Origin of the sequence: Streptomyces sp. NPDC026589, assembly GCF_040638385.1 — a bacterium.
Classification (GTDB): domain Bacteria; phylum Actinomycetota; class Actinomycetes; order Streptomycetales; family Streptomycetaceae; genus Streptomyces.
On record NZ_JBEZYG010000012.1, the window covers coordinates 243,960 to 269,451 of the forward strand.

The 25,492-nt window shown below is 69.7% G+C and carries 19 protein-coding genes; 17 read left to right on the forward strand and 2 right to left on the reverse strand.

What is annotated here, in order from left to right:
• Nucleotides 1–377 precede the first annotated feature (377 nt).
• The 12 genes from typA (at nt 378) to AB0F29_RS22240 (ending at nt 16,180) form a co-directional block, all read left to right on the forward strand.
• Nucleotides 378–2,252 carry a translational GTPase TypA gene (gene typA / locus AB0F29_RS22185; RefSeq protein WP_018956253.1) on the forward strand — a complete coding sequence of 625 codons (1,875 nt, stop codon included), beginning with the start codon at nt 378–380 and terminating at the stop codon, nt 2,250–2,252.
• Nucleotides 2,253–2,934: 682 nt separating this feature from the next.
• On the forward strand, nt 2,935–4,554 hold the full coding sequence (locus AB0F29_RS22190) for an ABC transporter substrate-binding protein (RefSeq protein WP_361874477.1): 1,620 nt from the start codon (nt 2,935–2,937) through the stop codon (nt 4,552–4,554).
• Between the two features lie 127 nt (nt 4,555–4,681).
• Nucleotides 4,682–5,611 (forward strand): ABC transporter permease, encoded by a 930-nt coding sequence (locus tag AB0F29_RS22195; protein WP_361874479.1) that lies wholly within the window; start codon nt 4,682–4,684, stop codon nt 5,609–5,611.
• Nucleotides 5,604–6,557, forward strand: coding sequence for an ABC transporter permease (locus AB0F29_RS22200; RefSeq protein WP_361874481.1), 954 nt, complete (start codon nt 5,604–5,606; stop codon nt 6,555–6,557). The genes AB0F29_RS22195 and AB0F29_RS22200 overlap by 8 nt, the downstream gene beginning before the upstream one ends.
• 11 nt (nt 6,558–6,568) lie before the next feature.
• A complete protein-coding gene (locus AB0F29_RS22205; RefSeq protein WP_361874483.1) occupies nt 6,569–7,627 on the forward strand; it encodes an ABC transporter ATP-binding protein in 1,059 nt (352 codons plus the stop codon).
• Nucleotides 7,620–8,762: a dipeptide ABC transporter ATP-binding protein gene (locus AB0F29_RS22210; RefSeq protein WP_361874485.1), complete on the forward strand. Its 1,143-nt coding sequence runs from the start codon at nt 7,620–7,622 to the stop codon at nt 8,760–8,762. The genes AB0F29_RS22205 and AB0F29_RS22210 overlap by 8 nt, the downstream gene beginning before the upstream one ends.
• 164 nt (nt 8,763–8,926) lie before the next feature.
• Entirely contained in the window at nt 8,927–10,558 is a 1,632-nt protein-coding gene (locus tag AB0F29_RS22215; protein WP_361874487.1) for an ABC transporter substrate-binding protein, read from the forward strand.
• Nucleotides 10,559–10,766: 208 nt separating this feature from the next.
• Nucleotides 10,767–11,690 (forward strand): ABC transporter permease, encoded by a 924-nt coding sequence (locus AB0F29_RS22220; RefSeq protein ID WP_361874489.1) that lies wholly within the window; start codon nt 10,767–10,769, stop codon nt 11,688–11,690.
• Nucleotides 11,683–12,660, forward strand: a complete 978-nt coding sequence (locus AB0F29_RS22225; protein ID WP_361874491.1) for an ABC transporter permease — start codon at nt 11,683–11,685, stop codon at nt 12,658–12,660. The genes AB0F29_RS22220 and AB0F29_RS22225 overlap by 8 nt, the downstream gene beginning before the upstream one ends.
• 13 nt (nt 12,661–12,673) lie before the next feature.
• The gene (locus AB0F29_RS22230) at nt 12,674–13,651 is read left to right on the forward strand and encodes an ABC transporter ATP-binding protein (protein ID WP_361874493.1); all 978 of its coding nucleotides are present in this window, start codon (nt 12,674–12,676) and stop codon (nt 13,649–13,651) included.
• Entirely contained in the window at nt 13,641–14,882 is a 1,242-nt protein-coding gene (locus AB0F29_RS22235; RefSeq protein ID WP_361874495.1) for a dipeptide ABC transporter ATP-binding protein, read from the forward strand. The genes AB0F29_RS22230 and AB0F29_RS22235 overlap by 11 nt, the downstream gene beginning before the upstream one ends.
• 281 nt (nt 14,883–15,163) lie before the next feature.
• Complete coding sequence (locus tag AB0F29_RS22240) at nt 15,164–16,180, forward strand: hypothetical protein (RefSeq protein ID WP_361874497.1); 1,017 nt, start codon at nt 15,164–15,166, stop codon at nt 16,178–16,180.
• Nucleotides 16,181–16,221: 41 nt separating this feature from the next.
• Here AB0F29_RS22240 and AB0F29_RS22245 read toward each other — a convergent pair whose 3' ends face one another.
• Entirely contained in the window at nt 16,222–18,348 is a 2,127-nt protein-coding gene (locus AB0F29_RS22245; protein ID WP_361874499.1) for a prolyl oligopeptidase family serine peptidase, read from the reverse strand.
• A 170-nt stretch (nt 18,349–18,518) separates the two neighbouring features.
• On the opposite strand from AB0F29_RS22245, the gene AB0F29_RS22250 reads away from it, so the two are divergent.
• The 4 genes from AB0F29_RS22250 (at nt 18,519) to AB0F29_RS22265 (ending at nt 22,603) form a co-directional block, all read left to right on the forward strand.
• Nucleotides 18,519–18,713: a hypothetical protein gene (locus AB0F29_RS22250; RefSeq protein WP_026290246.1), complete on the forward strand. Its 195-nt coding sequence runs from the start codon at nt 18,519–18,521 to the stop codon at nt 18,711–18,713.
• A gap of 92 nt (nt 18,714–18,805) precedes the next feature.
• Nucleotides 18,806–19,762 (forward strand): N-acetyl-1-D-myo-inositol-2-amino-2-deoxy-alpha-D-glucopyranoside deacetylase, encoded by a 957-nt coding sequence (gene mshB, locus AB0F29_RS22255; protein WP_361874501.1) that lies wholly within the window; start codon nt 18,806–18,808, stop codon nt 19,760–19,762.
• A complete protein-coding gene (locus AB0F29_RS22260) occupies nt 19,759–20,232 on the forward strand; it encodes a DUF6113 family protein (protein ID WP_361874503.1) in 474 nt (157 codons plus the stop codon). The genes mshB and AB0F29_RS22260 overlap by 4 nt, the downstream gene beginning before the upstream one ends.
• 175 nt (nt 20,233–20,407) lie before the next feature.
• On the forward strand, nt 20,408–22,603 hold the full coding sequence (locus tag AB0F29_RS22265; protein WP_361874505.1) for a hypothetical protein: 2,196 nt from the start codon (nt 20,408–20,410) through the stop codon (nt 22,601–22,603).
• A 254-nt stretch (nt 22,604–22,857) separates the two neighbouring features.
• On the opposite strand, the gene AB0F29_RS22270 is transcribed toward AB0F29_RS22265, so the two are convergent.
• On the reverse strand, nt 22,858–24,633 hold the full coding sequence (locus AB0F29_RS22270; protein WP_361874507.1) for a coagulation factor 5/8 type domain-containing protein: 1,776 nt from the start codon (nt 24,631–24,633) through the stop codon (nt 22,858–22,860).
• A 300-nt stretch (nt 24,634–24,933) separates the two neighbouring features.
• On the opposite strand from AB0F29_RS22270, the gene AB0F29_RS22275 reads away from it, so the two are divergent.
• Nucleotides 24,934–25,437, forward strand: coding sequence for a DUF4265 domain-containing protein (locus AB0F29_RS22275; protein WP_361874509.1), 504 nt, complete (start codon nt 24,934–24,936; stop codon nt 25,435–25,437).
• Nucleotides 25,438–25,492 lie beyond the last annotated feature (55 nt).

Sequence of the window (25,492 nt, forward strand, 5' to 3'; positions counted from 1 at the left end):
GGTCAAATACCACACCCTCACGCCACCAAGCTCAGATACACCTCAAAACCCTTGCCCGCCGGTTCGCCCGGCGGGCAGTGTGGTTTCAACCCTGACCCGGGCCGTTCATCGCTTCACCGCTCCTCACCCCCCCACCAAGCTCCACCACAGCTCCGCCTGAATCCGGCCACAACGATGGCCCGGTTGCACCTTGACAGCGGCTGAATATCGCCTGAATCACACGGGAAGACCGCGTCCGTGGATCGGTCCCGGAAGCCCGGTCGGCCCCGGGCCCGTACGATGGGACGAGCCGTGGCGTGCCGCCCGGCGGGCGTACGAGGACTCGAAGACCGACTGAGACGCCTGATCCCACGATCCGAGAGAAGCGCAAGCCACCCATGCCCACGCGCCACGACATCCGTAACGTAGCCATCGTCGCCCACGTCGACCACGGCAAGACCACGCTGGTCGACGCCATGCTCAAGCAGGCCGGAGCGTTCGCCGCCCACGCCGCCGAGCACCTCGACGACCGCATGATGGACTCGAACGACCTGGAGCGTGAGAAGGGCATCACGATCCTCGCCAAGAACACGGCGGTGAAGTATCACCCCAAGGACGGCGGGGACCCGATCACGATCAACATCATCGACACCCCCGGCCACGCCGACTTCGGCGGCGAGGTCGAGCGCGGTCTGTCGATGGTGGACGCGGTCGTGCTGCTCGTCGACGCCTCCGAGGGCCCGCTGCCCCAGACCCGCTTCGTGCTGCGCAAGGCGCTGTCCGCGAAGATGCCGGTCATCCTGTGCATCAACAAGACGGACCGCCCCGACTCCCGGATCGCCGAGGTCGTCGACGAGACGTACGACCTGTTCCTGGACCTGGACGCGGACGAGGACCAGATCGAGTTCCCGATCGTCTACGCCTGTGCCCGTGACGGCGTCGCCTCGCTGACCAAGCCCGAGGACGGCACCGTCCCGCCGGACAGCGAGAACCTGGAGCCGTTCTTCAACACCATCCTGTCGCACGTCCCGGCCCCGGAGTTCGACGCTGACGCGCCGCTCCAGGCCCACGTCACCAACCTGGACGCCGACAACTTCCTCGGCCGTATCGCGCTCTGCCGCGTCGAGCAGGGCGAGCTGCGCAAGGGCCAGACGGTCACCTGGATCAAGCGCGACGGCACCATGTCCAACGTCCGCATCACCGAGCTGATGATGACCGAGGCGCTCACCCGCAAGCCTGCCGAGGTGGCGGGCCCGGGCGACATCTGCGCCGTCGCCGGATTCCCGGACATCATGATCGGCGAGACGCTGGCCGACCCCGAGAACCCGATCGCGCTCCCGCTGATCACGGTCGACGAGCCGGCCATCTCGATGACCATCGGCACCAACACCTCGCCGCTCGTCGGCAAGGGCGGCAAGGGCCACAAGGTCACCGCCCGCCAGGTGAAGGACCGCCTCGACCGCGAGCTGATCGGTAACGTCTCGCTCCGCGTCCTGGACACCGAGCGCCCCGACGCCTGGGAGGTCCAGGGCCGCGGTGAGCTCGCGCTCGCCATCCTGGTCGAGCAGATGCGCCGCGAGGGCTTCGAGCTGACCGTCGGCAAGCCCGAGGTCGTCACCAAGCAGATCGACGGCAAGACCCACGAGCCGATCGAGCGCATGACGATCGACTCCCCCGAGGAGCACCTCGGCGCCATCACGCAGCTCATGGCGACCCGCAAGGGCCGTATGGAGACCATGACGAACCACGGTTCGGGCTGGGTCCGCATGGAGTGGATCGTCCCCTCCCGCGGCCTCATCGGCTTCCGTACGGAGTTCCTGACGCAGACCCGCGGCACCGGCATCGCGCACTCGATCTTCGAGGGTCACGAGCCGTGGTTCGGCGACCTGCGCACCCGTCACAACGGCTCCCTGGTGGCCGACCGTTCGGGCTCCGTCACGCCGTTCGCGATGGTCAACCTCCAGGAGCGCGGTGTCATCTTCACCGAGGCCGGCACCGAGGTCTACGAGGGCATGATCGTCGGCGAGAACTCCCGCGCCGACGACATGGACGTGAACATCACCAAGGAGAAGAAGCTCACCAACATGCGTGCGGCCTCCGCGGACACCACGGAGAACGTGGTCCCGGCCCGCAAGCTGTCGCTGGAGCAGTCCCTGGAGTTCTGCCGCGAGGACGAGTGCATCGAGGTGACCCCGGAGACCGTGCGCATCCGCAAGGTCGTCCTGGACGCCAAGCAGCGTGGCCGCACGGCCTCGCGTGCCAAGAACGGCTGACACCCCCGGAACGCGAACGGCTGACGTCAGGCCCGTAGTTCGGCTGACACCAGGCCCGTACGGCTGACACGTGGCCCCTGGGGCCGTGAGGACCGCCCGGAAGCCCCTGAGGGCTTCCGGGCGGTCCTGTGTGCCTGCCCGGAAGCCCAGGGGCGTCCCGGGGAAGGCGCGGGGGAGTCCAGGGAGTCGCGGAGGGCCCGGAAGGGCCCGCGCTTCCCGGAGCCGCACACTCCGTATGGGGAGACGGCCGGAGCCCTCCCGAGGTCCGCCGGACGGCCCGTCAGCACAGGCATTGACAGAAGGCCCGGCTCACCACGGACACTGTGGTGGGCCGGGCCTCCGTCAATCTCTTTTTCTGACCAAGGTGTCCGGATATCGGGGGTCGCTCTCCGGAACATGTGTTAACAGTCCGTTTCGGGCGTGTCTGTCTGGGATCGCTTTGTCCGGATTTCGGGCACGCAGAGGGTGCTGATGTTGTCAAACCGAGACCCTTTAAGTGTGGTTTACAGCCCGGCCGTACTCAATAGTTGGCTCCATTGAGCTCGGGTCAATGGGTCACGCACTGTGGGGAGTGCCGACTCACGAGCACACTCGGGGCACTGAACGATCACCGTCAGGGGTGTCGGTGAATCTCTCCAGTGCCCCTCTTGTAGTCAAAAGTGGACTCATGAGGAGGAAACCCATGCGCGGTGCCAAGAGCGCCAAGTGGGTCGCGGGAGCGGCCGTCATCGCCCTGGCCGCGACTGCCTGTGGCGGAAGCGACAGCAGCGACGAAGGCAAGAAGAACACGTCGGGCCAGCCCGCCGGTTACGTCTCGATCGACGTCGGTGAGCCCCAGAAGCCTCTGATGCCGGCCGACACGAACGAGACCAACGGCTCCTATGTCATCCAGTCGCTGTTCACCCAGCTGCTGGACTTCGACAGCAAGGGCGAGATCGTTCTCACGAACGCCGAGTCCGTCGAGTCCGAGGACTCCAAGACCTGGACCGTCAAGCTCAAGGCCGGCTGGAAGTTCCACAACGGCGAGGCCGTGACCTCGCAGTCGTACATCGACGCGTGGAACTGGTACGCCAACGTCGAGAACAAGCAGCAGAACGCGTTCTGGTTCTCCGACATCAAGGGCTACGCGGACGTCCACCCCGAGAAGGGTGCGCCGAAGTCCAAGGAGATGTCGGGTCTGAAGGCCGTGGACGACACCACGTTCACGATCGAGCTGTCGGAGAAGGTTCCGTACTTCAACTACAAGCTCGGTTACGCGACGTTCGCGCCGCTGCCGAAGGTCTTCTACGACGACCCGAAGGCGTTCGGCCAGAAGCCGATCGGCAACGGCCCGTACACGTTCGAGAAGTGGACCCACAAGAAGCTCATCCAGGTCAAGGCCTGGGACGAGTACCAGGGCCCGAACAAGGCTGCCAACAAGGGCATCCAGTTCAAGAACTACTCGACCGTCGAGGCCGCGTACTCCGACGTCATCTCCGGCAACCTGGACATGATCCGCCAGGTCGGCCCGCGTGACCTGCCCAAGTACAAGACGGACCTGGGCGACGGCGCGATCGAGCAGCCCTACGCCGCGATCCAGACGCTGGTCCCGGCGTTCTACAACGCCACGTTCAAGGACATCGACCCCAAGGTCCTCCAGGGCCTGTCCATGGGCATCGACCGTGACACGATCACCAAGACCGTCCTGAACAACACCCGTACCCCCGCGACGAGCTTCACGCCGCCGCAGGTCAAGGGCAACCAGCAGCTCGAGTCGGACTTCCTGAAGTACGACCCGGTCAAGGCCAAGGCCCTCATCAAGGAGGGTGGCGGTGTCCCGCAGAACAAGTTCTCCATCCAGTACAACGCCGACGGCGGGCACAAGGAGTGGGTGACCGCGGTCTGCGAGTCCATCCGCAACGCCACCGGGGTCGACTGCGTGGGCGACGCGAAGCCGGACTTCCCGACCGACCTCGAGGCTCGTGACAACAACCAGGTCAAGGGCGTGTACCGCGGTGGCTGGGTCGCCGACTACCCGGTCAACGTGAACTTCCTCAAGGAGCTCTACCACTCCAAGGCGGAGTCGAACAACGGTCGCTTCTCCGACAAGGAGATCGACGCGCTGATGGCCAAGGGCGACAAGGCGGACTCCCTGGAGGAGTCGGTCGCCGCCTACCAGGAGGTCGAGAAGGCGCTCGTCGAGAAGATGCCGGCGATCCCGCTCTGGTACTACCGCATCAACGGCGGCCACGGAAAGAGCGTCGACAACGTCACTGTCGACTTCCACGGTGACCTCGAACTGACCGGCGTCACCACCAAGTAACGCCTGCGGGTCATTCCCCAACTGGCCGTCATCCGCCCTGCTGCCCCTCAGCACGGCCGGAGGCGCGGGGGTCACCTCTGCGAAGAGGTGGCCCCCGCGCCGCAGTTATCCCCACACGGAGGCACCCATGGGGCGCTATGTCGCACGACGACTGCTCCAGATGATCCCGGTCTTCCTCGGGTCGACCCTGCTGGTCTTCCTGATGATGTACGCACTGCCCGGCGACCCCGTCAGAGCACTTGCCGGTGAACAGCACGTAGACGCGTCGCAGATCGCCGCGCTGAAGGCCCAGTACGGCCTCGACCAGCCGATCTGGCAGCAGTATTTGAACTACCTGGGCAATTTGTTCCAGGGTGACCTCGGCACCCAGATCGGGACGCAGCGTCCGGTCGCCGAAGTCATCTCGGACGCCTACCCGATCACCGTCAGACTGGCGATCTTCGCCTTCGTCTTCACGGTCGTCGCCGGGATCTCGCTCGGCATCGTCGCGGGCCTCAAGGCCGAGTCCCTCCGGGACCGCGGTCTGCTCGGTCTGACGCTGGTGCTGATCTCCATGCCGTCCTTCGTGCTGGGCTTCCTCGTTCAGTACCTCTTCGCGTTCCAGCTCGGCATCGCCAAGCCGAACGTGAGTCTCGAACCGACCAACACCGAGTTGATCATGCCGGCCGTCGTGCTGGCATCGCTGTCACTCGCGTACGTCGCCCGCCTCACCCGTACCTCGGTCGCCGAGAACATGCGCGCCGACTACATGCGTACGGCTGTCGCCAAGGGCCTGCCGCGCCGCCGCGTCATCGGCGTCCACCTGATGCGCAACTCGCTCATCCCGGTCGTCACCTTCCTCGGCACCGACATCGGCGCCCTGATGGGCGGCGCGATCGTGACCGAGGGCATCTTCAACATCAAGGGCGTCGGATCGCTCGTCTTCGAGGCTCTCGCCAAGCGTGAGGGTGCCACCGTCGTCGGCGTCGTGACGCTGCTCGTCGTCGTCTATCTCATCTGCAGCCTGCTCGTCGACCTGCTCTACGCGGTCCTGGACCCGAGGATCCGGTATGCCTGACACCACCGCACTCAAGGGCACCGACGCTCCGGCCACCGCCGTCGACGCGCCGCCCGCCACGGACGCCGGGCCCGCGCCCGGCAAGCCGCGCAGCCTCTGGTCGGACGCCTGGCACGATCTGCGCCGCAACCCGCTCTTCATCATCTCCATGGTGCTGATCCTGCTGCTCGCCGTCATGGCGATCTTCCCGAGCCTGTTCACCAGCGCCTCGCCGCGGGACGCCAACCTGGCCGAGCACTACCTCCAGCACCCGAAGTGGGGCAACTTCTTCGCCCCCGACTGGCTCGGATACGACGTCCAGGGACGCTCGATCTACGCGCGTGTCGTCTACGGCGCCCGCGCCTCGATCACCGTAGGCGTCGTGGTGACCCTCGCGGTCACCATCACCGGCCTGGTGGTCGGCATGCTGGCCGGTTACTTCGGCGGCTGGATCGACACGATCCTGTCCCGCGTCACCGACGTCTTCTTCGGTGTCCCCTTCATCGTCGGCGCCATGGTCATCCTGACCAGCTTCGAGGAGCGCTCCGTCTGGGTCGTCATCCTGTCGATGGCCTTCCTCGGCTGGACGTCGATCGCCCGTGTCGCCCGTGGCTCGGTCATCACGATCAAGCAGGCCGACTACGTGGTCGCCGCCAAGGCGCTCGGCGCCTCCACCACCCGGATCCTGACGCGGCACATCCTGCCGAACGCCATCGCTCCGGTGATCGTGGTCGCCACCATCGCGCTCGGCGGTTACATCGCCGCCGAGGCCACCCTGTCGTTCCTCGGCATCGGCCTCGCCGAGCCGACGGTCTCGTGGGGCATCGATGTGTCCGCTGCGAAGGACCAGCTCCGCAACGCGCCGTACGTCCTGGTCATCCCCTCGGTGATGGTCTCGATCACGGTGCTCTCCTTCCTGATGTTCGGCGATGCGGTCCGCAACGCCCTCGACCCCAAGATGCGCTGAGGGAGGCGTTCGTGACCACCATCGACAAGACGGCTCACGTCCCCGCACCGCGGGAGTCCGTGAGTGGCGACGGTCCACTGCTCGACGTCCGTGACCTGCACGTGGAGTTCCACACCCGCGACGGTGTGGCCAAGGCGGTCAACGGTGTGAACTACACCGTCAGCGCCGGCGAGACGCTCGCCGTGCTCGGCGAGTCCGGCTCCGGCAAGTCCGTGACCGCGCAGACCATCATGGGCATCCTCGACATGCCGCCGGGGAAGATCACGCAGGGCGAGATCCTCTTCCGCGGCCAGGACATGCTGAAGATGTCCAACGAGGAACGCCGGAAGATCCGCGGCCGCAAGATCGCGATGATCTTCCAGGACGCGCTCTCCTCGCTGAACCCGGTCCTCTCCGTCGGCTACCAGCTCGGCGAGATGTTCCGTGTGCACCAGGGCCTCTCCAAGAAGGAGGCCAAGGCCAAGTCCATCGAGCTGATGGACCAGGTCAAGATCCCGGCGGCGGCGGCCCGTATCGCGGACTTCCCGCACCAGTTCTCCGGCGGCATGCGCCAGCGCATCATGATCGCCATGGCGCTGGCCCTGGAGCCGGACCTGATCATCGCGGACGAGCCGACCACCGCGCTCGACGTGACGGTGCAGGCCCAGGTCATGGACCTGCTGGCCGAGCTGCAGCGCGAGTACAACATGGGTCTGATCCTGATCACCCACGACCTCGGCGTCGTCGCCGACGTCGCGGACAAGATCGCCGTGATGTACGCGGGCCGGATCGTGGAGACGGCCCCGGTCGGCGAGCTGTACAGCCGCCCGGCGCACCCGTACACCAAGGGCCTGCTGGAATCGATCCCGCGCCTGGACCAGAAGGGCCAGGAGCTCTACGCGATCAAGGGCCTGCCGCCCAACCTGACGCGTATCCCCGCGGGCTGTGCCTTCAGCCCGCGCTGCCCCAAGGCACAGGACATCTGCCGCACCGACGTCCCGCCGCTCGTCCCGGTGACCGAGCGGGACGGCCTGGAGCTCGTCGGCCGCGGCAGCGCGTGCCACTTCTGGAAGGAGACGATCCATGGCTGAGCTCAAGAAGGAGCCCGTGGACGCCACCCCGAACGTCTCCGACGTGGAGACCGTGGACGCCGCGACCGAGGCGGAGGCCGTAGCCGCCATCGACGCGCCCGTCAGCCAGGGCGAGCCGATCCTGCAGGTGCGGAACCTCGTCAAGCACTTCCCGCTCACCCAGGGCGTCCTCTTCAAGAAGCAGATCGGTGCGGTCAAGGCCGTCGACGGGATCTCCTTCGACCTGTACGCAGGTGAGACCCTCGGCATCGTGGGGGAGTCGGGCTGTGGCAAGTCCACGGTCGCCAAGCTCCTGATGACGCTGGAGCGGGCCACCGCCGGCGAGGTCTTCTACAAGGGCCAGGACATCACCAAGCTGTCCGGCCGCGCGCTGAAGGCCGTGCGCCGCAACATCCAGATGGTGTTCCAGGACCCGTACACCTCGCTGAACCCGCGGATGACGGTCGGCGACATCATCGGGGAGACCTTCGAGATCCACCCCGAGGTGGCCCCGAAGGGCGACCGGCGCCGCCGCGTCCAGGAGCTCCTGGACGTCGTCGGGCTGAACCCGGAGTACATCAACCGGTACCCGCACCAGTTCTCCGGCGGTCAGCGCCAGCGCATCGGCATCGCCCGGGGCCTCGCGCTGAACCCGGAGATCATCATCTGCGACGAGCCGGTCTCCGCGCTCGACGTGTCGGTGCAGGCGCAGGTCATCAACCTGATGGAGAAGCTCCAGGACGAGTTCAACCTGTCCTACCTCTTCATCGCGCACGACCTGTCCATCGTCCGGCACATCTCCGACCGGGTCGGCGTCATGTACCTCGGCAAGATGGCCGAGATCGGCACGGACACGCAGATCTACGACCACCCGACGCACCCCTACACCCAGGCGCTGCTGTCGGCGGTCCCGGTCCCCGACCCGTCGGCCCGTGAGGGACGCGACCGGATCATCCTGACCGGTGACGTTCCGTCACCGGCGAACCCGCCCTCGGGCTGCCGCTTCCGCACCCGGTGCTGGAAGGCGGAGGAGCGCTGCGCGACGGAGGAGCCCCTGCTGGCGATCCCCGAGCGCTTCGTCGCGGGAGCCACTCCCGCCACGCACGAGTCGGCGTGCCACTTCGCCGAGGAGCGCGACGTCGTGCACGCGGCGTGATCGCTCGCGGTCACTGAACGGCGGATGCCCGGTTCCCCCCAGGGGGACCGGGCATCGTCGCGTCCGCCCGCGCCCCGCCCGTACGGGGTAAGCCCGCATGCGATACGCGACGTTATGGGGTGATATGAGGCATTGAGCTACTCGATGACTCTAGGAGGCACTTCATGCGCGGAGCCACACAGGTCAGGTGGGCCGCATGTGCGGTGGCCGTCGCCCTGACAGCGACGGCCTGCGGCGGTGGCGGTGACGACGGCGGCAGCGGCGGCGCCGACGGCATCGTCAGCTCCTCCTGGGGAGACCCGCAGAACCCGTTGGAACCCGCCAACACCAACGAGGTCCAGGGCGGCAAGGTCCTCGACATGGTCTTCCGCGGACTGATCCGCTACGACCCGAAGACCGGCGAGGCCCAGAACATGGTCGCCGAGTCCATCGACTCGAAGGACTCCCAGAACTTCACGATCAAGCTCAAGGACGGCTGGACGTTCTCCAACGGAGAGAAGGTCACCGCCAAGTCCTTCGTCGACGCCTGGAACTACGGCGCCGCGCTGAAGAACAACCAGAAGAACGCCTACTTCTTCCAGTACATCGAGGGCTACGACAAGGTCCACCCGGAGTCCGGCTCCGCCTCCGCCGAGACCCTCTCCGGCCTGAAGGTCGTCGACGACCTGACCTTCACCGCCAAGCTCACCCAGAAGTTCTCCCTGTGGCCCGACACCCTCGGCTACTCCGCCTTCGTCCCCCTGCCCAAGGCGTTCTACGACGACCACGACGCCTGGCTCTCCAAGCCCGTCGGGAACGGCCCCTACACCATCGAGTCGTACGCCAAGGGCTCCTCGATGAACCTGCGCAAGTGGGACGACTACCCGGGCGACGACAAGGCGAAGAACGGCGGCGTCGACCTCAAGGTCTTCACCGACAACAACACCGCCTACACCGACCTGACGTCGGGCAACCTCGACCTCGTCGACGACGTGCCCGCCTCCCAGCTCCGCAACGTCGAGACGGACCTCGGCGACCGGTACATCAACACCCCCGCCGGCATCATCCAGACCCTGGCCTTCCCCTTCTACGACAAGGAGTGGGACACCGACGACGCCCGCAAGGTCCGCCAGGGCCTCTCGATGGCGATCAACCGGGCACAGATCACCGACCAGATCTTCCAGAAGACCCGCACCCCGGCCTCCGACTGGACCTCCCCGGTCCTCGGCGAGGAGGGCGGCTTCAAGAAGGGCCTCTGCGGCAAGGAGTGCACGTACGACAAGGCCGCGGCCAAGAAGCTGATCGAGGAGGGCGGCGGCATCCCCGGCGGCCAGCTGAAGATCTCGTACAACGCGGACACCGGCTCCCACAAGGAATGGGTCGACGCCGTCTGCAACAGCATCAACAACGTCATGGGCGACAACAAGGCCTGCGTCGGCGGCCCCGTCGGCACCTTCGCCGACTTCCGCGCCCAGGTCTCCACCCAGAAGCTGAGGAGCGCCTGGCGAGCGGGCTGGCAGATGGACTACCCGCTGATCCAGAACTTCCTCCAGCCGCTCTACTACACCAACGCCCCGTCCAACGACGGCAAGTGGAGCAACCAGGAGTTCGACGACCTGATCGACAAGGCCAACGCCGAGAGCGACAAGGCGAAGGCCGTCACCACCTTCCAGGACGCGGAGAAGATCCTCGTCACGGAGATGCCGGTCATCCCGCTCTGGTACCAGAACGGCAGCGCCGGCTACTCGGACCGGGTCGACAACGTCGCGCTGAACCCGTTCAGCGTCCCGGTCTACGAAGAGATCACCGTCAAGTGACGCGCTGAGCGACGGGACGGCCGGGACGCCCGACACCAGCGCCCCGGCCGTCCGCGCACCCTGTACCGTCCGCGCACCCTGTACCGTCCGCGCACCCTGTACCGTCCGCGCACCCCGTGCCGTGCGCGCACCCTGTGCCGTGCGCGCACCCCGTGCCGTCCGTGCACCGCCTGCCCGGAACCGCTAGACCCGACCCCCGGAGCCCCTCATGGGACGTTATGTGATCCGGCGGCTGCTGCAGATGATCCCCGTCTTCTTCGGCACCACGCTGTTGATCTTCCTCATGGTGAACGTGATGGGCGACCCCATCGCGGGCCTCTGCGGCGACCGCCAGTGCGACCCGGCCACCGCCGCCCAGCTGCGCTCCGAATTCGGCCTCGACAAGCCGGTCTGGCAGCAATACCTCACCTACATGGGCAACGTGTTCACCGGCGACTTCGGCACCGCGTTCAACGGGCAGAAGGTCACCGAGCTGATGGCCACCGCCTTCCCCATCACGATCCGGCTCACCGTCGTCGCGGTCGTCTTCGAGGTCGTCATCGGCATCAGCCTCGGCGTCGTCACCGGACTGCGGCGCGGCCGCCCCATCGACACCACCGTCCTCATCCTGACGCTGGTCGTCATCGCCGTCCCGACCTTCGTCACCGGGCTGCTGCTCCAGCTCCTCCTGGGCGTCAAGTGGGGCATCATCAAGCCCTCGGTCTCCGCCGACCCGACCTTCGACGAACTGCTGGTCCCCGGACTGGTCCTCGCCTCGGTCTCGCTCGCCTACGTCACCCGGCTCACCCGGACCTCGATCGCCGAGAACGCCCGCGCCGACTACGTACGCACCGCCGTCGCCAAGGGCCTGCCCCGCCGCCGGGTCGTCGTACGGCACCTGCTGCGCAACTCGCTGATCCCCGTCGTCACCTTCATCGGCACCGACGTGGGAGCGCTGATGGGCGGGGCCATCGTCACCGAACGGATCTTCAACATCCACGGCGTCGGCTACCAGCTCTACCAGGGGATCCTGCGGCAGAACTCCCAGACCGTCGTCGGGTTCGTCACGATCCTCGTCCTCGTCTTCCTGGCCGCCAACCTGATCGTCGACCTCCTGTACGCCGTACTCGACCCGAGGATCCGCTATGCCTGAGCCGCAGTCATCGGACGGAGCGATCTCCCCGGCGGGAGCCGGCGGCCCCATGGACCTCGCCATGGCGGAGGGCGCCAGCCTGGAGAAGAACCCGGTCGGCCCCGACGGCACGGGCCCGGCCGGCAAACCCCGCAGCCTCTGGTCCGACGCCTGGCGCGACCTGCGGCGCAACCCGGTCTTCATCATCTCCGCCCTGGTCATCCTCTTCCTGGTGACCATCTCCATCTGGCCCTCGCTCATCGCGAGCGGCGACCCCCTCCAGGCCAACCTGGACGACGCCCAGAAGGGCTCCGAGCCCGGCCACCCCTTCGGCTTCGACCCGCAGGGCCGCGACGTCTACACCCGGGTCGTCCACGGCACCCGCACCTCGGTGACCGTCGGCGTCTGCGCCACCCTCGGCGTCGCGATCCTCGGCAGCGTGTTCGGCGGACTCGCCGGCTTCTTCGGCGGCTGGTGGGACTCGATCCTCTCCCGCCTCACCGACGTCTTCTTCGGCATCCCCGTCGTCCTCGGCGGCCTGGTCTTCCTCTCCGTCGTCACCAGCTCCACCGTCTGGCCCGTCGTCGGCTTCATCGTCCTCCTCGGCTGGCCCCAGATCGCCCGCATCGCCCGCGGCTCGGTCATCACCGCCAAGCAGAACGACTACGTCCAGGCGGCCCGCGCGCTCGGCGCCTCCAACTCCCGCATGATGCTGCGCCACATCACCCCGAACGCCATCGCCCCGGTCATCGTCGTGGCGACCATCGCGCTCGGCACGTACATCTCGCTGGAGGCGACCCTCTCCTACCTCGGCGTCGGCCTGAAGGACCCGGCCGTCTCGTGGGGCATCGACATCTCCGCCGCGTCCAACTACGTGCGCAACGCCCCGCACATGCTGCTCTGGCCCGCCGGAGCGCTGGCGGTCACCGTGCTCGCGTTCATCATGCTCGGCGACGCGGTGCGCGACGCCCTCGACCCCAAGCTGCGCTGAGGAGCCGGTTGCCATGTTGCTCGAAGTGCGCGATCTGCACGTGGAGTTCCACACCCGCGAAGGCGTCGCCAAGGCCGTCAACGGGGTCAACTACTCGGTGGCCGAGGGCGAGACGCTCGCCGTCCTCGGCGAGTCCGGCTCCGGCAAGTCCGTCACCGCCCAGGCGATCATGGGCATCCTCGACATGCCGCCCGGGAAGATCGCCGGCGGGGAGATCCTCTTCAAGGACCAGGACCTGCTGAAGCTCAAGCCGGAGGAGCGGCGGAAGATCCGCGGCCAGGAGATGGCCATGATCTTCCAGGACGCCCTGTCCTCGCTCAACCCGGTCCTCACCGTCGGCGAGCAGCTCGGCGAGATGTTCGTCGTGCACCGCGGCATGTCCCGCAAGGACGCGAAGGCCAGATCGGTCGAGCTGATGGACCGGGTCCGCATCCCGGCAGCCAAGGAACGGGTCGGCAACTACCCGCACCAGTTCTCCGGCGGGATGCGCCAGCGCATCATGATCGCCATGGCGATGGCCCTGGAACCGTCCCTGATCATCGCCGACGAGCCGACCACCGCCCTCGACGTCACCGTCCAGGCCCAGGTCATGGAGCTCCTCGCCGAACTCCAGCGCGAGCTGAACATGGGCCTCATCCTGATCACCCACGACCTCGGCGTCGTCGCCGACGTCGCCGACAAGATCGCCGTCATGTACGCGGGCCGCATCGTCGAGACCGCCCCGGTGCACGACATCTACAGGGCCCCTGCCCACCCGTACACCAAGGGCCTCCTCCAGTCGATCCCGCGCCTGGACCAGAAGGGCCGGGATCTCTACGCGATCAAGGGCCTGCCGCCCAACCTCACCCGCATCCCGCCCGGCTGCGCCTTCAACCCCCGCTGCCCGCAGGCCCGGGACGTGTGCCGCAGCGATGTGCCGCCGCTCTACGAGGTGGACGAGCGGCGCCGGAGCGCCTGCCACTTCTGGAAGGAGACGCTCGATGCACGCTGACCGCGACGAGAGTGCGGGGACCGGCGGCGGCGCGGCCGGCTCCACCCTGCTGTCCACGGCCCGCCAGGAAGCCGTCACGCCGTACGCGGAGGGCGACCCGATCCTTCAGGTCCGCGGCCTCGCCAAGCACTACCCGCTGACCCGGGGCGTCCTCCTCAAGCGGCAGATCGGCGCGGTCCGGGCCGTCGACGGCGTCGACTTCGACCTGTACGCGGGCGAGACGCTGGGCATCGTGGGGGAGTCGGGCTGCGGTAAGTCGACCGTCGCCAAGATGCTCGTCCATCTGGAACGCCCCACCGCCGGCGCGATCCGCTACAAGGGCGAGGACATCGCGAAGCTGTCCGGCCGGGCGCTGAAGGCCGTGCGCCGCAACATCCAGATGGTGTTCCAGGACCCGTACACCTCGCTGAACCCGCGGATGACGGTCGGCGACATCATCGGGGAGCCGTACGAGATCCACCCCGAGGTCGCCCCGAAGGGCAGCCGACGGCAGAAGGTGCAGGACCTGCTGGACGTCGTCGGGCTCAACCCGGAGTACATCAACCGCTATCCGCACCAGTTCTCCGGCGGCCAGCGCCAGCGCATCGGCATCGCCCGCGGCCTCGCCCTCAACCCGGAGATCATCGTCGCCGACGAACCGGTCTCCGCGCTCGACGTCTCCGTCCAGGCGCAGGTCGTCAACCTGCTGGACCGGCTCCAGGCGGAGTTCAGCCTCAGCTTCGTCTTCATCGCCCACGACCTCTCGATCGTCCGGCACATCTCCGACCGGGTCGGCGTGATGTACCTCGGCCGGATCGTGGAGATCGGCTCCGACGCGGAGATCTACGACCACCCCACCCACCCGTACACCCAGGCGCTGCTCTCCGCCGTCCCCGTACCGGACCCGACGGCCCGCGACCACAGGGAGCGGATCATCCTGCACGGCGACGTCCCCTCGCCCGCCAACATCCCCTCGGGCTGCCGCTTCCGCACCCGGTGCTGGAAGGCGCAGGAGCGGTGCGAACTGGAGGTTCCGCTGCTGGCGGTCCCCGCGGAGTTCCGGCACGTCGACACCCCTGCCCGGCACGACTCCGCGTGCCACTTCGCGGAGGAGAAGCGCGTGGTGCCGCCGGAGGGCGAGCGGGAGGCCCCGGGGCCCGCGCGGCCGGGACCGGAGCCCGAGGAGAAGCCGGGGCACTCGGAGCCGGAGCCCGAGGAGAAGCCGGGGCGCGCCGAGGGCGAAACGTCGTAGGACCGCGTCAGACGCGTTAACAAGCAGGCAACTCCGCCGTCGCCGCACCGATATACGAACGCCCCATGCTGAACAGCGTACGGCCGTGCGGGTGCCGTGGTCCGGCCGGAGCGTCGTCTCGTCGCTCCGGCCGGTCGCCCGCCGCTGCCGGCCCGCCGGCTCCGGCCCGTACGGCCCCGGCCTGTCCCCTGTACGGGCTTGTTCATCCGTTCGGGGCAATGGAGTATCACCGGGTGACACTTACGCGGGGAGCAAGAATCACCGGCGCCGTTCTGTGCGCGGTGCCGGCACTACTCATCATCGCCTGGCTGGTGCGGGACATCCGGGCCGCCGAAGGGCCGCTGGCGGTCTGGGAGTACTGGTCGGGCACCGCGGACCCCCAGGACGCGCTGCGGACGGCCACCTCGTCCACCAGCCTCGTCCTGCTGCTGGCCTACGCCGCCGCCGCAGTGGCGGCACTCCGGTCCGCCTCCGCCGCTTCGGTCCTGATCGTCACCGGCGTCGTCACCTTCGCCCTGCGGCTGCCCGGTGTCTGGACCATCACCGACGACTCGGCGCCGGAGGACCTCCGCGACCGGGCGCTGCTCACCACGTACGTCGCCCTGGCGGCCGGGCTCGGCATGATCATCGCGGGGGTGGCGGGCCGTCGCCCGGTGCCGGAGGGCGCGGAGCGCCCCGAAGGGCCGGGGCGCGGCGCGGGGGTGGCAGCCTTCCTGCTCCTGGGCTTCCAGGCGTTGATCGTCGCCGCCTGGGAGATCCGGCAGCCGTTCGTCTTCCCGTCCGACTTCTATCCCGGGTGGTTCATCGGCGGGGGGCCGCTGACCGTCCCGCTGACCGAGGGGCCTCCCGGCTGGGTCGCCGTGACGCACGTCCTGATGTTCCTGGTGGCGGCCGTCGGCGCGGTCGCCGGTGCGGCCCACGCGCGCCCGCTCGGCCTGATCGCGGGCGGGTTCGTGCTCTCCTCCGGCGTGCTGGGCACGGCGCGCATCATCCATTACGAGATGTACGAGCACTTCCTCGACGCGGACATCGAGGCGCAGCTGAACATGCTGACCTCCTTCTCCGCGCTCCTCGCCGGACCCCTCGTGCTCCTCGTCCTGGCCCGCAAGGGCGTCGGGCGGACCCCCGCCGGTGGCGCCCCGGGCCCGTGGGGCGGCAGCGGACCGTGGGGCGTCCAGCCCCCCGGCTACCCGCCCCCGCAGGCGGTGCCCGGTCAGCAGCCGCCCGCCCCCGGCTTCGGACCCCCGCAGGGCGGCGGCTTCGGGCCCCCGCCCTCCTCCCCGCCGCCCCGCTGGTGAGCGGCTGACGGGGAGGCCGGGCCGGACCCGCGGGACGCCGCTCAGGCTCCGGTCAGCCCCAGCGACCTCTTGAGGAAGTCCACCTGGAGCAGGAGCAGGTTCTCCGCGACCTGCTCCTGCGGGGTCATGTGCGTCACCCCGCTCAGCGGCAGCACCTCGTGCGGACGCCCGGCGGCCAGCAGCGCCGAGGACAGCCGCAGGGCGTGGGCGACCACCACGTTGTCGTCGGCCAGGCCGTGCACGATCATCATGGGCCGGACCTCGGCGGCGGGCTCGGAGAGACCGTCGTCGGTGAGCAGCGAGTTGTACGCGTACACCTCGGGCTGCGTCGCCGGGTCGCCGAGATAGCGCTCGGTGTAGTGGGTGTCGTACAGCCGCTGGTCCGTCACCGGAGCGCCCACCACCGCCGCGTGGAAGACGTCGGGCCGCCGCAGCACCGCGAGCCCCGCCAGATAGCCGCCGAAGGACCAGCCGCGGATCGCCACCCGGGACAGGTCGAGCGGGAACCGCCCGGCGAGCCCGTGCAACGCCTCGACCTGGTCCTCCATCGTCATCACGAGGTTGTCCCGCACCGCCTTCTCCCAGCCCGGCGAGCGGCCCGGCGCGCCCCGCCCGTCCGCCACGACCACCGCGAAGCCCTGGTCCGCGAACCACTGGGAGGTCAGGTGCGCGTTGTGGGCGGCGACCACCCGGCGGCCGTGCGGACCGCCGTACGGATCCATCAGGACCGGAAGGGGACCATCCGCCTCCTGGTAGTCCGACGGAAGCAGCACGGCGCACGGAATCCGCCGTGCGCCCCCCTCGGTGAGCGTCACGCGGGCGGCGAGCACCGGCTCCTGGGCGAAACTCGGGATCCGGGTCAGCCGCTTGCCGTCCCGCACCACCCAAGCGGCGGCCCCGGGCTCCTCGGGAACGGCCGAGACCAGGACCGCGAGGCCGCCCGAGCGGACCGCGGAGTGCACGCCCACCCCTTCGGAAATCCGCTCGATTCCCAGCTCGTTCACCCGGTACACGTGGATCTGCCCGATCTCCGGCTCGACCGCGTCCTCACCGGCCACCGCCGAGACCAGGATGTCGGACTCCCCGATGTCCAGCACCGACTGCACGTGCAGCTGCGACCCGGTGAGCAGCCGGTCCCCGACCGCCAGCACCCGCGCGCCGCCCTCGTCGACGATCCGCACGAGCCGCCCGTCCGGGGCCCAGGCGGGCACCCCGGGGAAAAGATCAAGCCACACCGGGTCCTCGTCGACATGCACGGTCCGGGTCGCACCGGTCTCCGGGTCCACCGCCAGATACCGCTGGCTGCGCTGGTCCCGGGCCTGGACCAGCAGCAGCGGAGCACCCGCGGACGACCAGTGCACCTGGGCCAGGTACGGGAACGCGGCCCGGTCCCAGACCACTTCGGTACGGGCCCCCTCCAGGTCCATGACGAAGAGCCCCACCTCGGCGTTGGGCGTGCCCGCCGCCGGGTAGGCGATCTCGGCGGGCCGGCGCTCGGGATGCGCGGGATCCGCGATGTACCACCGCTGTACGGGGCTGTCGTCGGCCCGCGCGACCAGCAGCCGGTCCGACTCCGGCGACCACCAGAAACCCCGGTAGCGGTGCATCTCCTCGGCCGCGATGAACTCGGCCAGACCGTAGGTGACATGGGAGTTCTCCGGCTCGGCCAGCGCCCGGTCGCCCTCGCCCCCCGCGCCCACGACCCGCAGCGCGCCCTTGGCCACGTACGCGATGTGCCGGCCGTCGGGGGACGGGCGGGGGTCGATCACCGGGCCCGGCACCGGCAGCGCCCGCGCGGTGCCGGCCCGCAGTTCGGCCACGTACACCTTTCCGGACAGGGCGAACGCGGCCAACTCCGCGGCCGCGTCCACCGCGTAGGAGACGATGCCCGACGAACCCTCCCGGGTCCGCTCGCGCCGGGCCCGCTCCTGCGCCGACAGCTTCTCCGCCGCACCGCCAAGCAGGACTTCGGGGTCGGCGGCGATCCGCTCCTCGCCGGTCGCCGGGTCGAGGACCCAGAGCCGGGTGGAGCGGTCCGTTCCGGACATCGACCGGAGGAAGATCACACGCGTCTCGTCCGGTGAGACGGTGAAGGCGCGAGGTGCGCCCAGAGTGAAGCGCTGGGTCCGTGCTTGCTGGCGGGGAAAGGACAGCTTCTGCGAGGTCATGGCTCCGAACTTAGCCTCGCGCGGCGGTTCGTGCGCCCCTCGTGCTGCTGTGCCCCGATCAATGCGTTGGCACGGATAGTTATGATCCGTAGCGCTAGGTGGGTAGGAACCTGCTGACTTCGCGTACCCCCGTTTTGACCGTCCGAACGTACCGATGGAGGTGAACCGCCGTGGCGCTCTCGATTTCGGCGGTAGTGCTGCTGGCGATCATCGTCTTCCTGCTGATCCGGAAGTCCGGACTGAAGGGAGGGCACGCGGTGGTCTGCATGCTGCTCGGGTTCTACATCGCGAGCTCGTCGGTCGCACCGACCATCTCCGATCTGACGTCCAACGTGGCGGGGATGATCAGCAGCATCAAGTTCTGACCGCGCGCCGGGGGCGGGCCGGGGGGTCGAGGACGGCGCGAGGCACGGGGCGCGGAGGCACGGGGGGCCTCCGGGCTCGTAGGGTGGTCCCCATGAAGGACCTCCCCGCCCGCCGTCTGCTGCTGGTGCACGCGCACCCCGACGACGAGTCGATCAACAACGGCGCCACCATGGCCAGGTACGCGGCCGAGGGCGCCCACGTCACCCTGGTGACGTGCACGCTCGGCGAGGAGGGCGAGGTCATCCCGCCCGCGCTCGCCCGCCTCACCGCCGACCGGGACGACGCGCTGGGCCCCCACCGCGTCGGCGAGCTGGCCGCGGCGATGAAGGAGCTCGGCGTCGACGACCACCGCTTCCTCGGCGGGGCCGGCCGCTACCGGGACTCCGGAATGATGGGCGCCGAGCAGAACGGCCGCCCCGGCTCCTTCTGGTCCACCCCGGTGGACGAGGCGGCGGCCCACCTCGTCGAGGTGATCCGCGAGGTCCGCCCCCAGGTCCTGGTCACCTACGACCCGGACGGCGGCTACGGCCACCCCGACCACATCCAGGCCCACCGCGTCGCGATGCGCGCCGCAGACCTGGCTGCCGACCCGGCGTACGGTACCGACGCGCCGTACGCCGTCGCGAAGATCTACTGGAACCGGGTGGAGCGCGCCGTGGCCGAGGCCGGCTTCGAGCGGCTGCGCACCACCGCCCCCGGGACCTTCCCCGGCATCGCCTCCGTGGACGACGTCCCGGGCGTCACCGAGGGGGAGCGGATCACCGCGGAGATCGACGGATCGGCGTACGCCGGGGCCAAGTCGGCGGCGATGCGCGCCCACGCCACCCAGATCGCGGTCGACGGGCCGTTCTTCGCCCTCTCCAACGACCTCGGTCAGCCCCTGCTGACGAGCGAGTACTACCAACTGGTGCGGGGCGTACCGGGCGTGCCCGAGGAGGAGCGCGAGAGCGACCTCTTCGCAGGCCTGCCGTCCGCCACGGACGCCACGGGCGTAACGGACGCCGCGGGAGCCGCGGACGTCACGGGAGCCACGGGAGGCACCGCGTGAGCGGGAACCCGGGCAAGGGCCGTGACCGCGCCGGCTCCTCCCACGCGCCACGGCGGAACGCGCCGCCCAGGGAGCCCGAGCCCACCGGTTTCGCTGCCCGGCCGAACCCGGCCCGGATCGCCGCCTACTCGGGCCTCCTCGTCCTCGGCGTCCTGGTCGGGATCGCCGGCGCACTCGTCCAAGCCGCCTGGTTCCCCGGCGGGTTGATCATCGCACTGGCGGCCGCCGCGGGCCTCTTCTACGGCGGCCGGATCCTGACCCGAACCCAGATCGGCGCGCTCGCCCCGGCGGGTGGCTGGTTCATCACGGTCTTCCTCCTGCTGAGCGGGCGACCGGAGGGCGACTACGTCTTCGGCGACGAGCTCGGCCTGGTGCTGTTCATGCTCGGCGGGACGGCTGCCGCTGTGATGTGCGCCACCACCTCCAAAGTGCCGCAATCAGCCATCCGCGACGGCCGGTCCGGTACGTGAAGTGCCAAGTCCGGGTCGGGAAAGGCCCCCACAGGTGTGATGCACGGGTGGAGGTTTCACCCGGTCGTGGAGTGTCCGGCGGCGACGGCCAGTATGGTGGTGCGCGCGCCGAGCCGTCCCCTGGCCTGCGGCATGGGGGAAGTACGGGCGGCGGAGCCAATCGGGAGAACCTGCTTTGAGTCGTGAAACTGACAGTTCGTCCTCCGGGCCCCAGGGCCGCGGCGGAGCCGCGTATCCCTCGGGTACGCCGCCGTACGGATCCCGCCAGTATCCGTCGCTCCACCCGTCGCAGGACGGCTCTGACGAGAACCCGGAATCCGTGGCTCCGCCCCGGCCCGAGGAACCGAAGACCGAGACGACGCTGACGACGCGCATCCGGATCAACATCCCCGGGTCGCGTCCCATCCCGCCGGTCGTGATGCGTACGCCGATGGCGGAGAGCGACATCGCCGGCGGCCGTCCCGACGCGGAGCGCACCGGCGCCACCCCGCGCCCCGGCACGCCGCCGCCCGCGCCCGGACCCGCGGACCGTTCCGCGGGCCCGAACGGCGCGTCGGCCGCGGACCGCCCCCGGGACGGCGGCCCCGCCGCCGACCCGGCACCCGGCGAGAAGCCGGCCCGGGAGAAGAGCGGCAGCGACTGGTTCGCCCCGCGCAAGGGCCCGGCCACCGGGCCGGGAGCAGCCGCTCAGGGCACCGGTGCGCCCGGCGCCCCCGGCGGCGCTCCTTCCGGCCCCGGTGGCGCCCAGGGCCCCGGCGTGGGCACCCCCGGTGGCCCGAGCGCGGGCGGCCCCGGTGGCCCCGGTGGCGGGTCCGACGGTGACGCGGGCCGCTCGCGCCCCGACCTGCCGTACTTCTCGGACGCCCCGCAGCCCGGCGGCGGACCGGGCACACCCGGCCCCGGCCCCGGCCGCAGCGCGCTCGACAGCTACGGCACGGAGCCCCCCGGCGGAGGCCCGCGTTCCACCCCCGGCCTCGGGGTGCGTCCGCCCGGTCCGTCCGGCCCCACCACGGGACCGGCCACCGGCAGCTCCTCGCTCACCCCGAACCTCGACGGCGTACCTGGCCCCGGCGGCCCCGGCCCGATGGTTCCGGGTGTCTCCGGCGGCCCCAGCGGCCCCGGCCCGATGGTCCCGGGTGTCCCCGGCGGCGTACCGCCCCGGATGTCCGACGACACCGCGATCCTCACGCCCCAGCCCCCGGTGCCCGAGCCCGGCCCCGGCCATGTCTCGGGCGACACGTTGACCAGCGGCATCCCCGTGGTGCCCAGCGAGCCCCGGGTCGCGTTCCCGGGGGGCCCCGGCACCCCCGGCGGCCCGGTGGCCGGCGGACCTCCGGGCGGCCTCGGCGGACCCGGTGTCCCCACGCCCGGCCCCGCCGCCCCGCGTCCCGCGTCCCAGGCCGCCGCCCCCGCCCCCGCGAAGAAGGGCCGCTCCAAACTGGTCCTCCTCGGGGTGGCCGCGGTCGTGCTGCTCGGCATCGCGTACGGGGCGGGCCTCCTGCTGAACCACTCCGAGGTCCCCAAGGGCACCACGGTGCTCGGCGTCGACATCGGCGGCGGCACGAAGGAGGAGGCGGTCACCAAGCTCGAAGGCGCCCTCGGCGAGCGGGCCAAGACGCCCCTGACGCTGTCGGTGGACGGCAAGGAGGAGAAGCTCGACCCCGAGAAGGCCGGTCTCACCCTGGACAGCCAGGAGACCGTGCGCGGCGCGGCGGGCAGCGACTACAACCCCGTCTCCGTGATCGGTTCGCTGTTCGGCGGGGAACGTCCCGCCGACCCGGTGATCCCGGTCGACGAGGAGAAGCTCGGCGTGGCCCTCTCCGACCTGGCCGGCGCTTCCGGCTCCGCCAGTGACGGCACGATTCGCTTCGAGCCCGACAAGGCCGTGGCGGTGCCGGGCAAACCGGGCAGGACACTGGACGCCGGCCAGTCCCTGATCTCGGTCCGGGACGCCTACCGCGCCCAGGTGCAGACCGGGCAGGCCCGGCTGGTCGAACTCCCCGTCACCACCAGCGAGCCCACCATCACCAAGGCCGAACTGGACCGGGCGATGAAGGAGTTCGCCGAGCCCGCCATGTCCGGCCTGATCACGATCAAGGCCGGCCCCAAGGAGATCCAGTTCGGGCCGACCCGGTCGCTGCCGCAGATCCTCTCCATGAAGCCCGTGGACGGCCGGCTGGTCGACGTCTACGACAAGCAGGCGATCGACAAGCTCCTGGACGGCGTCTTCGACGGCATCATGGCGGTCAAGGGCGACGGCAAGAAGCACCAGGTCGGCGCGGACGACGTGGCCCAGGCGATGAAGACCGCCCTGACCGGGAAGACCCCCACCGAGCGCACAGTCACCATCGACCTGACCGGCCAGGGCTGACGCCCGGACCGGACAGCCGCTCCACCTCTCCGCCCCCGCCCGGGAACGTATCCGGCCGGGGGCGGATCCGTCGGCGGGTGCGCGGGTGCGCGGGTGCGCGGGTGCGCGGGTGCGCGGGAGGCCGGGCGGGGGTCCGCCGTACGTGATCCGGACCTGGTGGGGGCGTGTGCCAGGACGCGTCCGTACGCGGCGGAGCGGGGCCCGGCGCTCAGCAGCGGCCGGACCCCGCTCCCGTACGACTCCCGCGTCGGGGACTACGGGAAGTTCACGACCTGGGAGGGGATCGTGTCCGGGCCGGACGTGGGGGATCCGACGTCGTTGATCACGTGCTCGTACTGGCCGTTGCCGCCGAGTGAGACGACGATCAGGCTGTGGAACTTCACGCCGGGTTTCACCGGCGCCTTGAAGCCGTGTTCCTGGATGATGGTCGGGTCGACGTTGTAGTAGCAGTAGCTGCCCATGCCCCAGCCCTCGTGGACGTCGACGGAGTCGTCGACGCGGTAGGCGGCGTAGCCCTTCGTGTCGCCGTTCTGGATGGCGGCCTGGTTCGGGGCGTCGTACGCCTTCTCGTTCTGGAAGAAGATCGTGCGGCCGCGCTCGCCGTACCACTCCACGTCGTACTTGTTGAAGTGCTCGACGAACAGGCCGGTGGCCAGGACGTCGTCGCCGTTGACGCGGACGCCGTAGTCGGCCCGGTTGGTCTCCCAGCCCCAGCCCTCACCGTGGTCGGCACGCCAGACCCAGGTGTGGTCGATGATCGTGTCGTCGCTGTTCACGACGATGCTCGTGGTCGCCTTGCCGGGGCCCGCGCCGCCGATCCGCACGAACACGTCCTGCAGCGAGGTCGGGTTCGCCGAGTGGTCCGCCGATGCGTTCTCGGGTCCGACCTCGATCAGGGTCTCCGAGTTCACCGGACCCGCGTCGACCAGGAGGCCGGCGAGCCTCACGCCGGACACATCACCGACCTTGATCGCGGTCACCCCGTTGTCCGGGATGATCGTGGCCAGGCCGAGACCGAGCGCCACGGTGTCCGCGCGGTCGATGGTGATCGTCTCGTCGATGTGGTAGACGCCGGGCGTGAACAGCAGGTGCAGGCCCTGCTCCACGGCCGCGTTGATGGTGGCGGCGTCCGCCCCCTCCTTCACGACGTAGAACTGGTCCAGCGGGATCGACTCGCCCGCCGGCGTCCCGTCGGCCCACGAAACGCCGCGCGCGTTGACGCGCTTCTCCGGGACGAAGACCTTGTAGTCGTCGCCGTCGAGGTAGAGGAACGGCTTCTCGCGGGAGATGGGCGTGGTGTCCAGCGTGGTGTACGGCGGCTCCGGGAAGCTGTTGGCCGGGGCGCCCTCGACGCCCGAGAACGTCATGTTCCAGACGCCGTTGACCCAGCCGCCCACCGAGCTGTCGCGGGTGTACCACTGCTGCTGGGAGTAGGGTCCGACCTGACCGTCGATCTTGCTGTCGGCGATGTAGCCGCCGCTGGCCCAGCCGTAGCCGTCGGGCGCGAGGTTGAGGCCGCCCTTGACGTGCATCCGGCGGAACGGGGCCGCCTGGGAGACCGCCCAGCGGTTGGTGCCGGAGACCGGGTTCAGGGTCAGGTTCTCCGCCGAACGCCAGAAGTTCTGCGTGGCGTTGCCGTCGAACCAGCCCGCGTCCACGGTCACATCACCGTTGAACGTGGTGTCGTTCGGGTTCAGTCCGAGGCCCGCGATCTGCGTGTAGAAGCCGATCTGCGCGTTGATGTCGTCGTACGTGCCCGGCTTGAACATGAGCGCGTAGCGGTCGGTGCCGAACTGATCGGACTCCTGCTTCTCGAAGATCTCGTCGACCTTGCCCTGGATGTCGGGCGTCGACGGATCGAAGACATGGACGTTGGGGCCGAGGTCGCCGCCGCCCGGCACGGCCCGGACCTCCTCGCCGAAGGCGGTCTGTGCGGTGGGTACGGACATCAGCATCGCCACGGCGAGCGCGGCGAATCCGAGGGCCCGGGTGCGGCGGCGGGTGCGTGGTGCGGTGGGGGGAGCATGCATGGGGTACGTCTCCTGGGTCGTGGTACGTGTGCACGACGAACGCACGAGAGAGCTATGGGGGGAGGCGCTGGGAGAGAGCGCTCTCTCGTTACGGTGATGTTTCCCCTGCTGGCCTGTACGCGTCAAGAGGTGTGCGTCAGGAGCCTCGGGAGATCCCCCTGAATCCAACAACTGGCTTCTCATGTTGGGAAATTGATGACTGTGGTGGGGTGAGGGCGGTCCCTGGCTTCAGAACCTGACGTCGTGCCTGGTCGCCGGTGTGGACAGGCGGGTGTGCCGCACGCGGGGGACCATGGGGCCATGAGTTCCCCCGCCGGTCCGGAACGCCCACCCCGTGAAGCCGATCAGATCAAGGTCTGGTTCCGCCTGGTCCCGCGCGAGGGCCGGCCGCCCTACGACACCGAGGGGCTGTGGGCGACGCGCCTCGGGCCGGACACCGCGCGGGTGGACAACGTGCCCTTCCTCCAGGACGGGGTCGCCGAGGGCGAGACCGTACGGTTCCGCACGGACGAGGACGGGGCCCACTGGGCCGCCGGCCGCGTGGCCGACTCGGGCAACTGCACCGTACGGGTGCTGCCGTTGCCGGATGGGCCCCTCGGGCGCGACGCGCGGGCCGTGCATGAGCGGCTCGCAGCCCACGGGCTCACCGGCGAGGTCTTCAGCGCCGAGTTCCCGCTGGTCGCCCTGACGGTGCCGGGTGGCGCGGACCTGCGCGGGGTCAAGGAGCTGCTCGCCCGCGGCCGGGACGAGGGCTGGTGGCACTTCGAGGTCTCGTGCGTCACCGACGCCTGGCGGGCCGCGTAGCGCCCGGGTGCGCTGCGTGCCCACTGCGCTGGTGCGCTGCGTGCCCACTGCCCTG

Excerpts from the sequence above, each read along its gene's own strand:
- AB0F29_RS22270 (WP_361874507.1), bottom strand. The coding sequence starts at position 24,633 with ATGCATGCTCCCCCCACCGCACCACGCACCCGCCGCCGCACCCGGGCC.
- AB0F29_RS22190 (WP_361874477.1), top strand. The coding sequence starts at position 2,935 with ATGCGCGGTGCCAAGAGCGCCAAGTGGGTCGCGGGAGCGGCCGTCATC.
- AB0F29_RS22195 (WP_361874479.1), top strand. The coding sequence starts at position 4,682 with ATGGGGCGCTATGTCGCACGACGACTGCTCCAGATGATCCCGGTCTTC.
- mshB (WP_361874501.1), top strand. The coding sequence starts at position 18,806 with ATGAAGGACCTCCCCGCCCGCCGTCTGCTGCTGGTGCACGCGCACCCC.
- AB0F29_RS22210 (WP_361874485.1), top strand. The coding sequence starts at position 7,620 with ATGGCTGAGCTCAAGAAGGAGCCCGTGGACGCCACCCCGAACGTCTCC.
- AB0F29_RS22225 (WP_361874491.1), top strand. The coding sequence starts at position 11,683 with ATGCCTGAGCCGCAGTCATCGGACGGAGCGATCTCCCCGGCGGGAGCC.
- AB0F29_RS22200 (WP_361874481.1), top strand. The coding sequence starts at position 5,604 with ATGCCTGACACCACCGCACTCAAGGGCACCGACGCTCCGGCCACCGCC.
- AB0F29_RS22245 (WP_361874499.1), bottom strand. The coding sequence starts at position 18,348 with ATGACCTCGCAGAAGCTGTCCTTTCCCCGCCAGCAAGCACGGACCCAG.
- AB0F29_RS22275 (WP_361874509.1), top strand. The coding sequence starts at position 24,934 with ATGAGTTCCCCCGCCGGTCCGGAACGCCCACCCCGTGAAGCCGATCAG.
- typA (WP_018956253.1), top strand. The coding sequence starts at position 378 with ATGCCCACGCGCCACGACATCCGTAACGTAGCCATCGTCGCCCACGTC.
- AB0F29_RS22230 (WP_361874493.1), top strand. The coding sequence starts at position 12,674 with ATGTTGCTCGAAGTGCGCGATCTGCACGTGGAGTTCCACACCCGCGAA.
- AB0F29_RS22215 (WP_361874487.1), top strand. The coding sequence starts at position 8,927 with ATGCGCGGAGCCACACAGGTCAGGTGGGCCGCATGTGCGGTGGCCGTC.
- AB0F29_RS22220 (WP_361874489.1), top strand. The coding sequence starts at position 10,767 with ATGGGACGTTATGTGATCCGGCGGCTGCTGCAGATGATCCCCGTCTTC.
- AB0F29_RS22235 (WP_361874495.1), top strand. The coding sequence starts at position 13,641 with ATGCACGCTGACCGCGACGAGAGTGCGGGGACCGGCGGCGGCGCGGCC.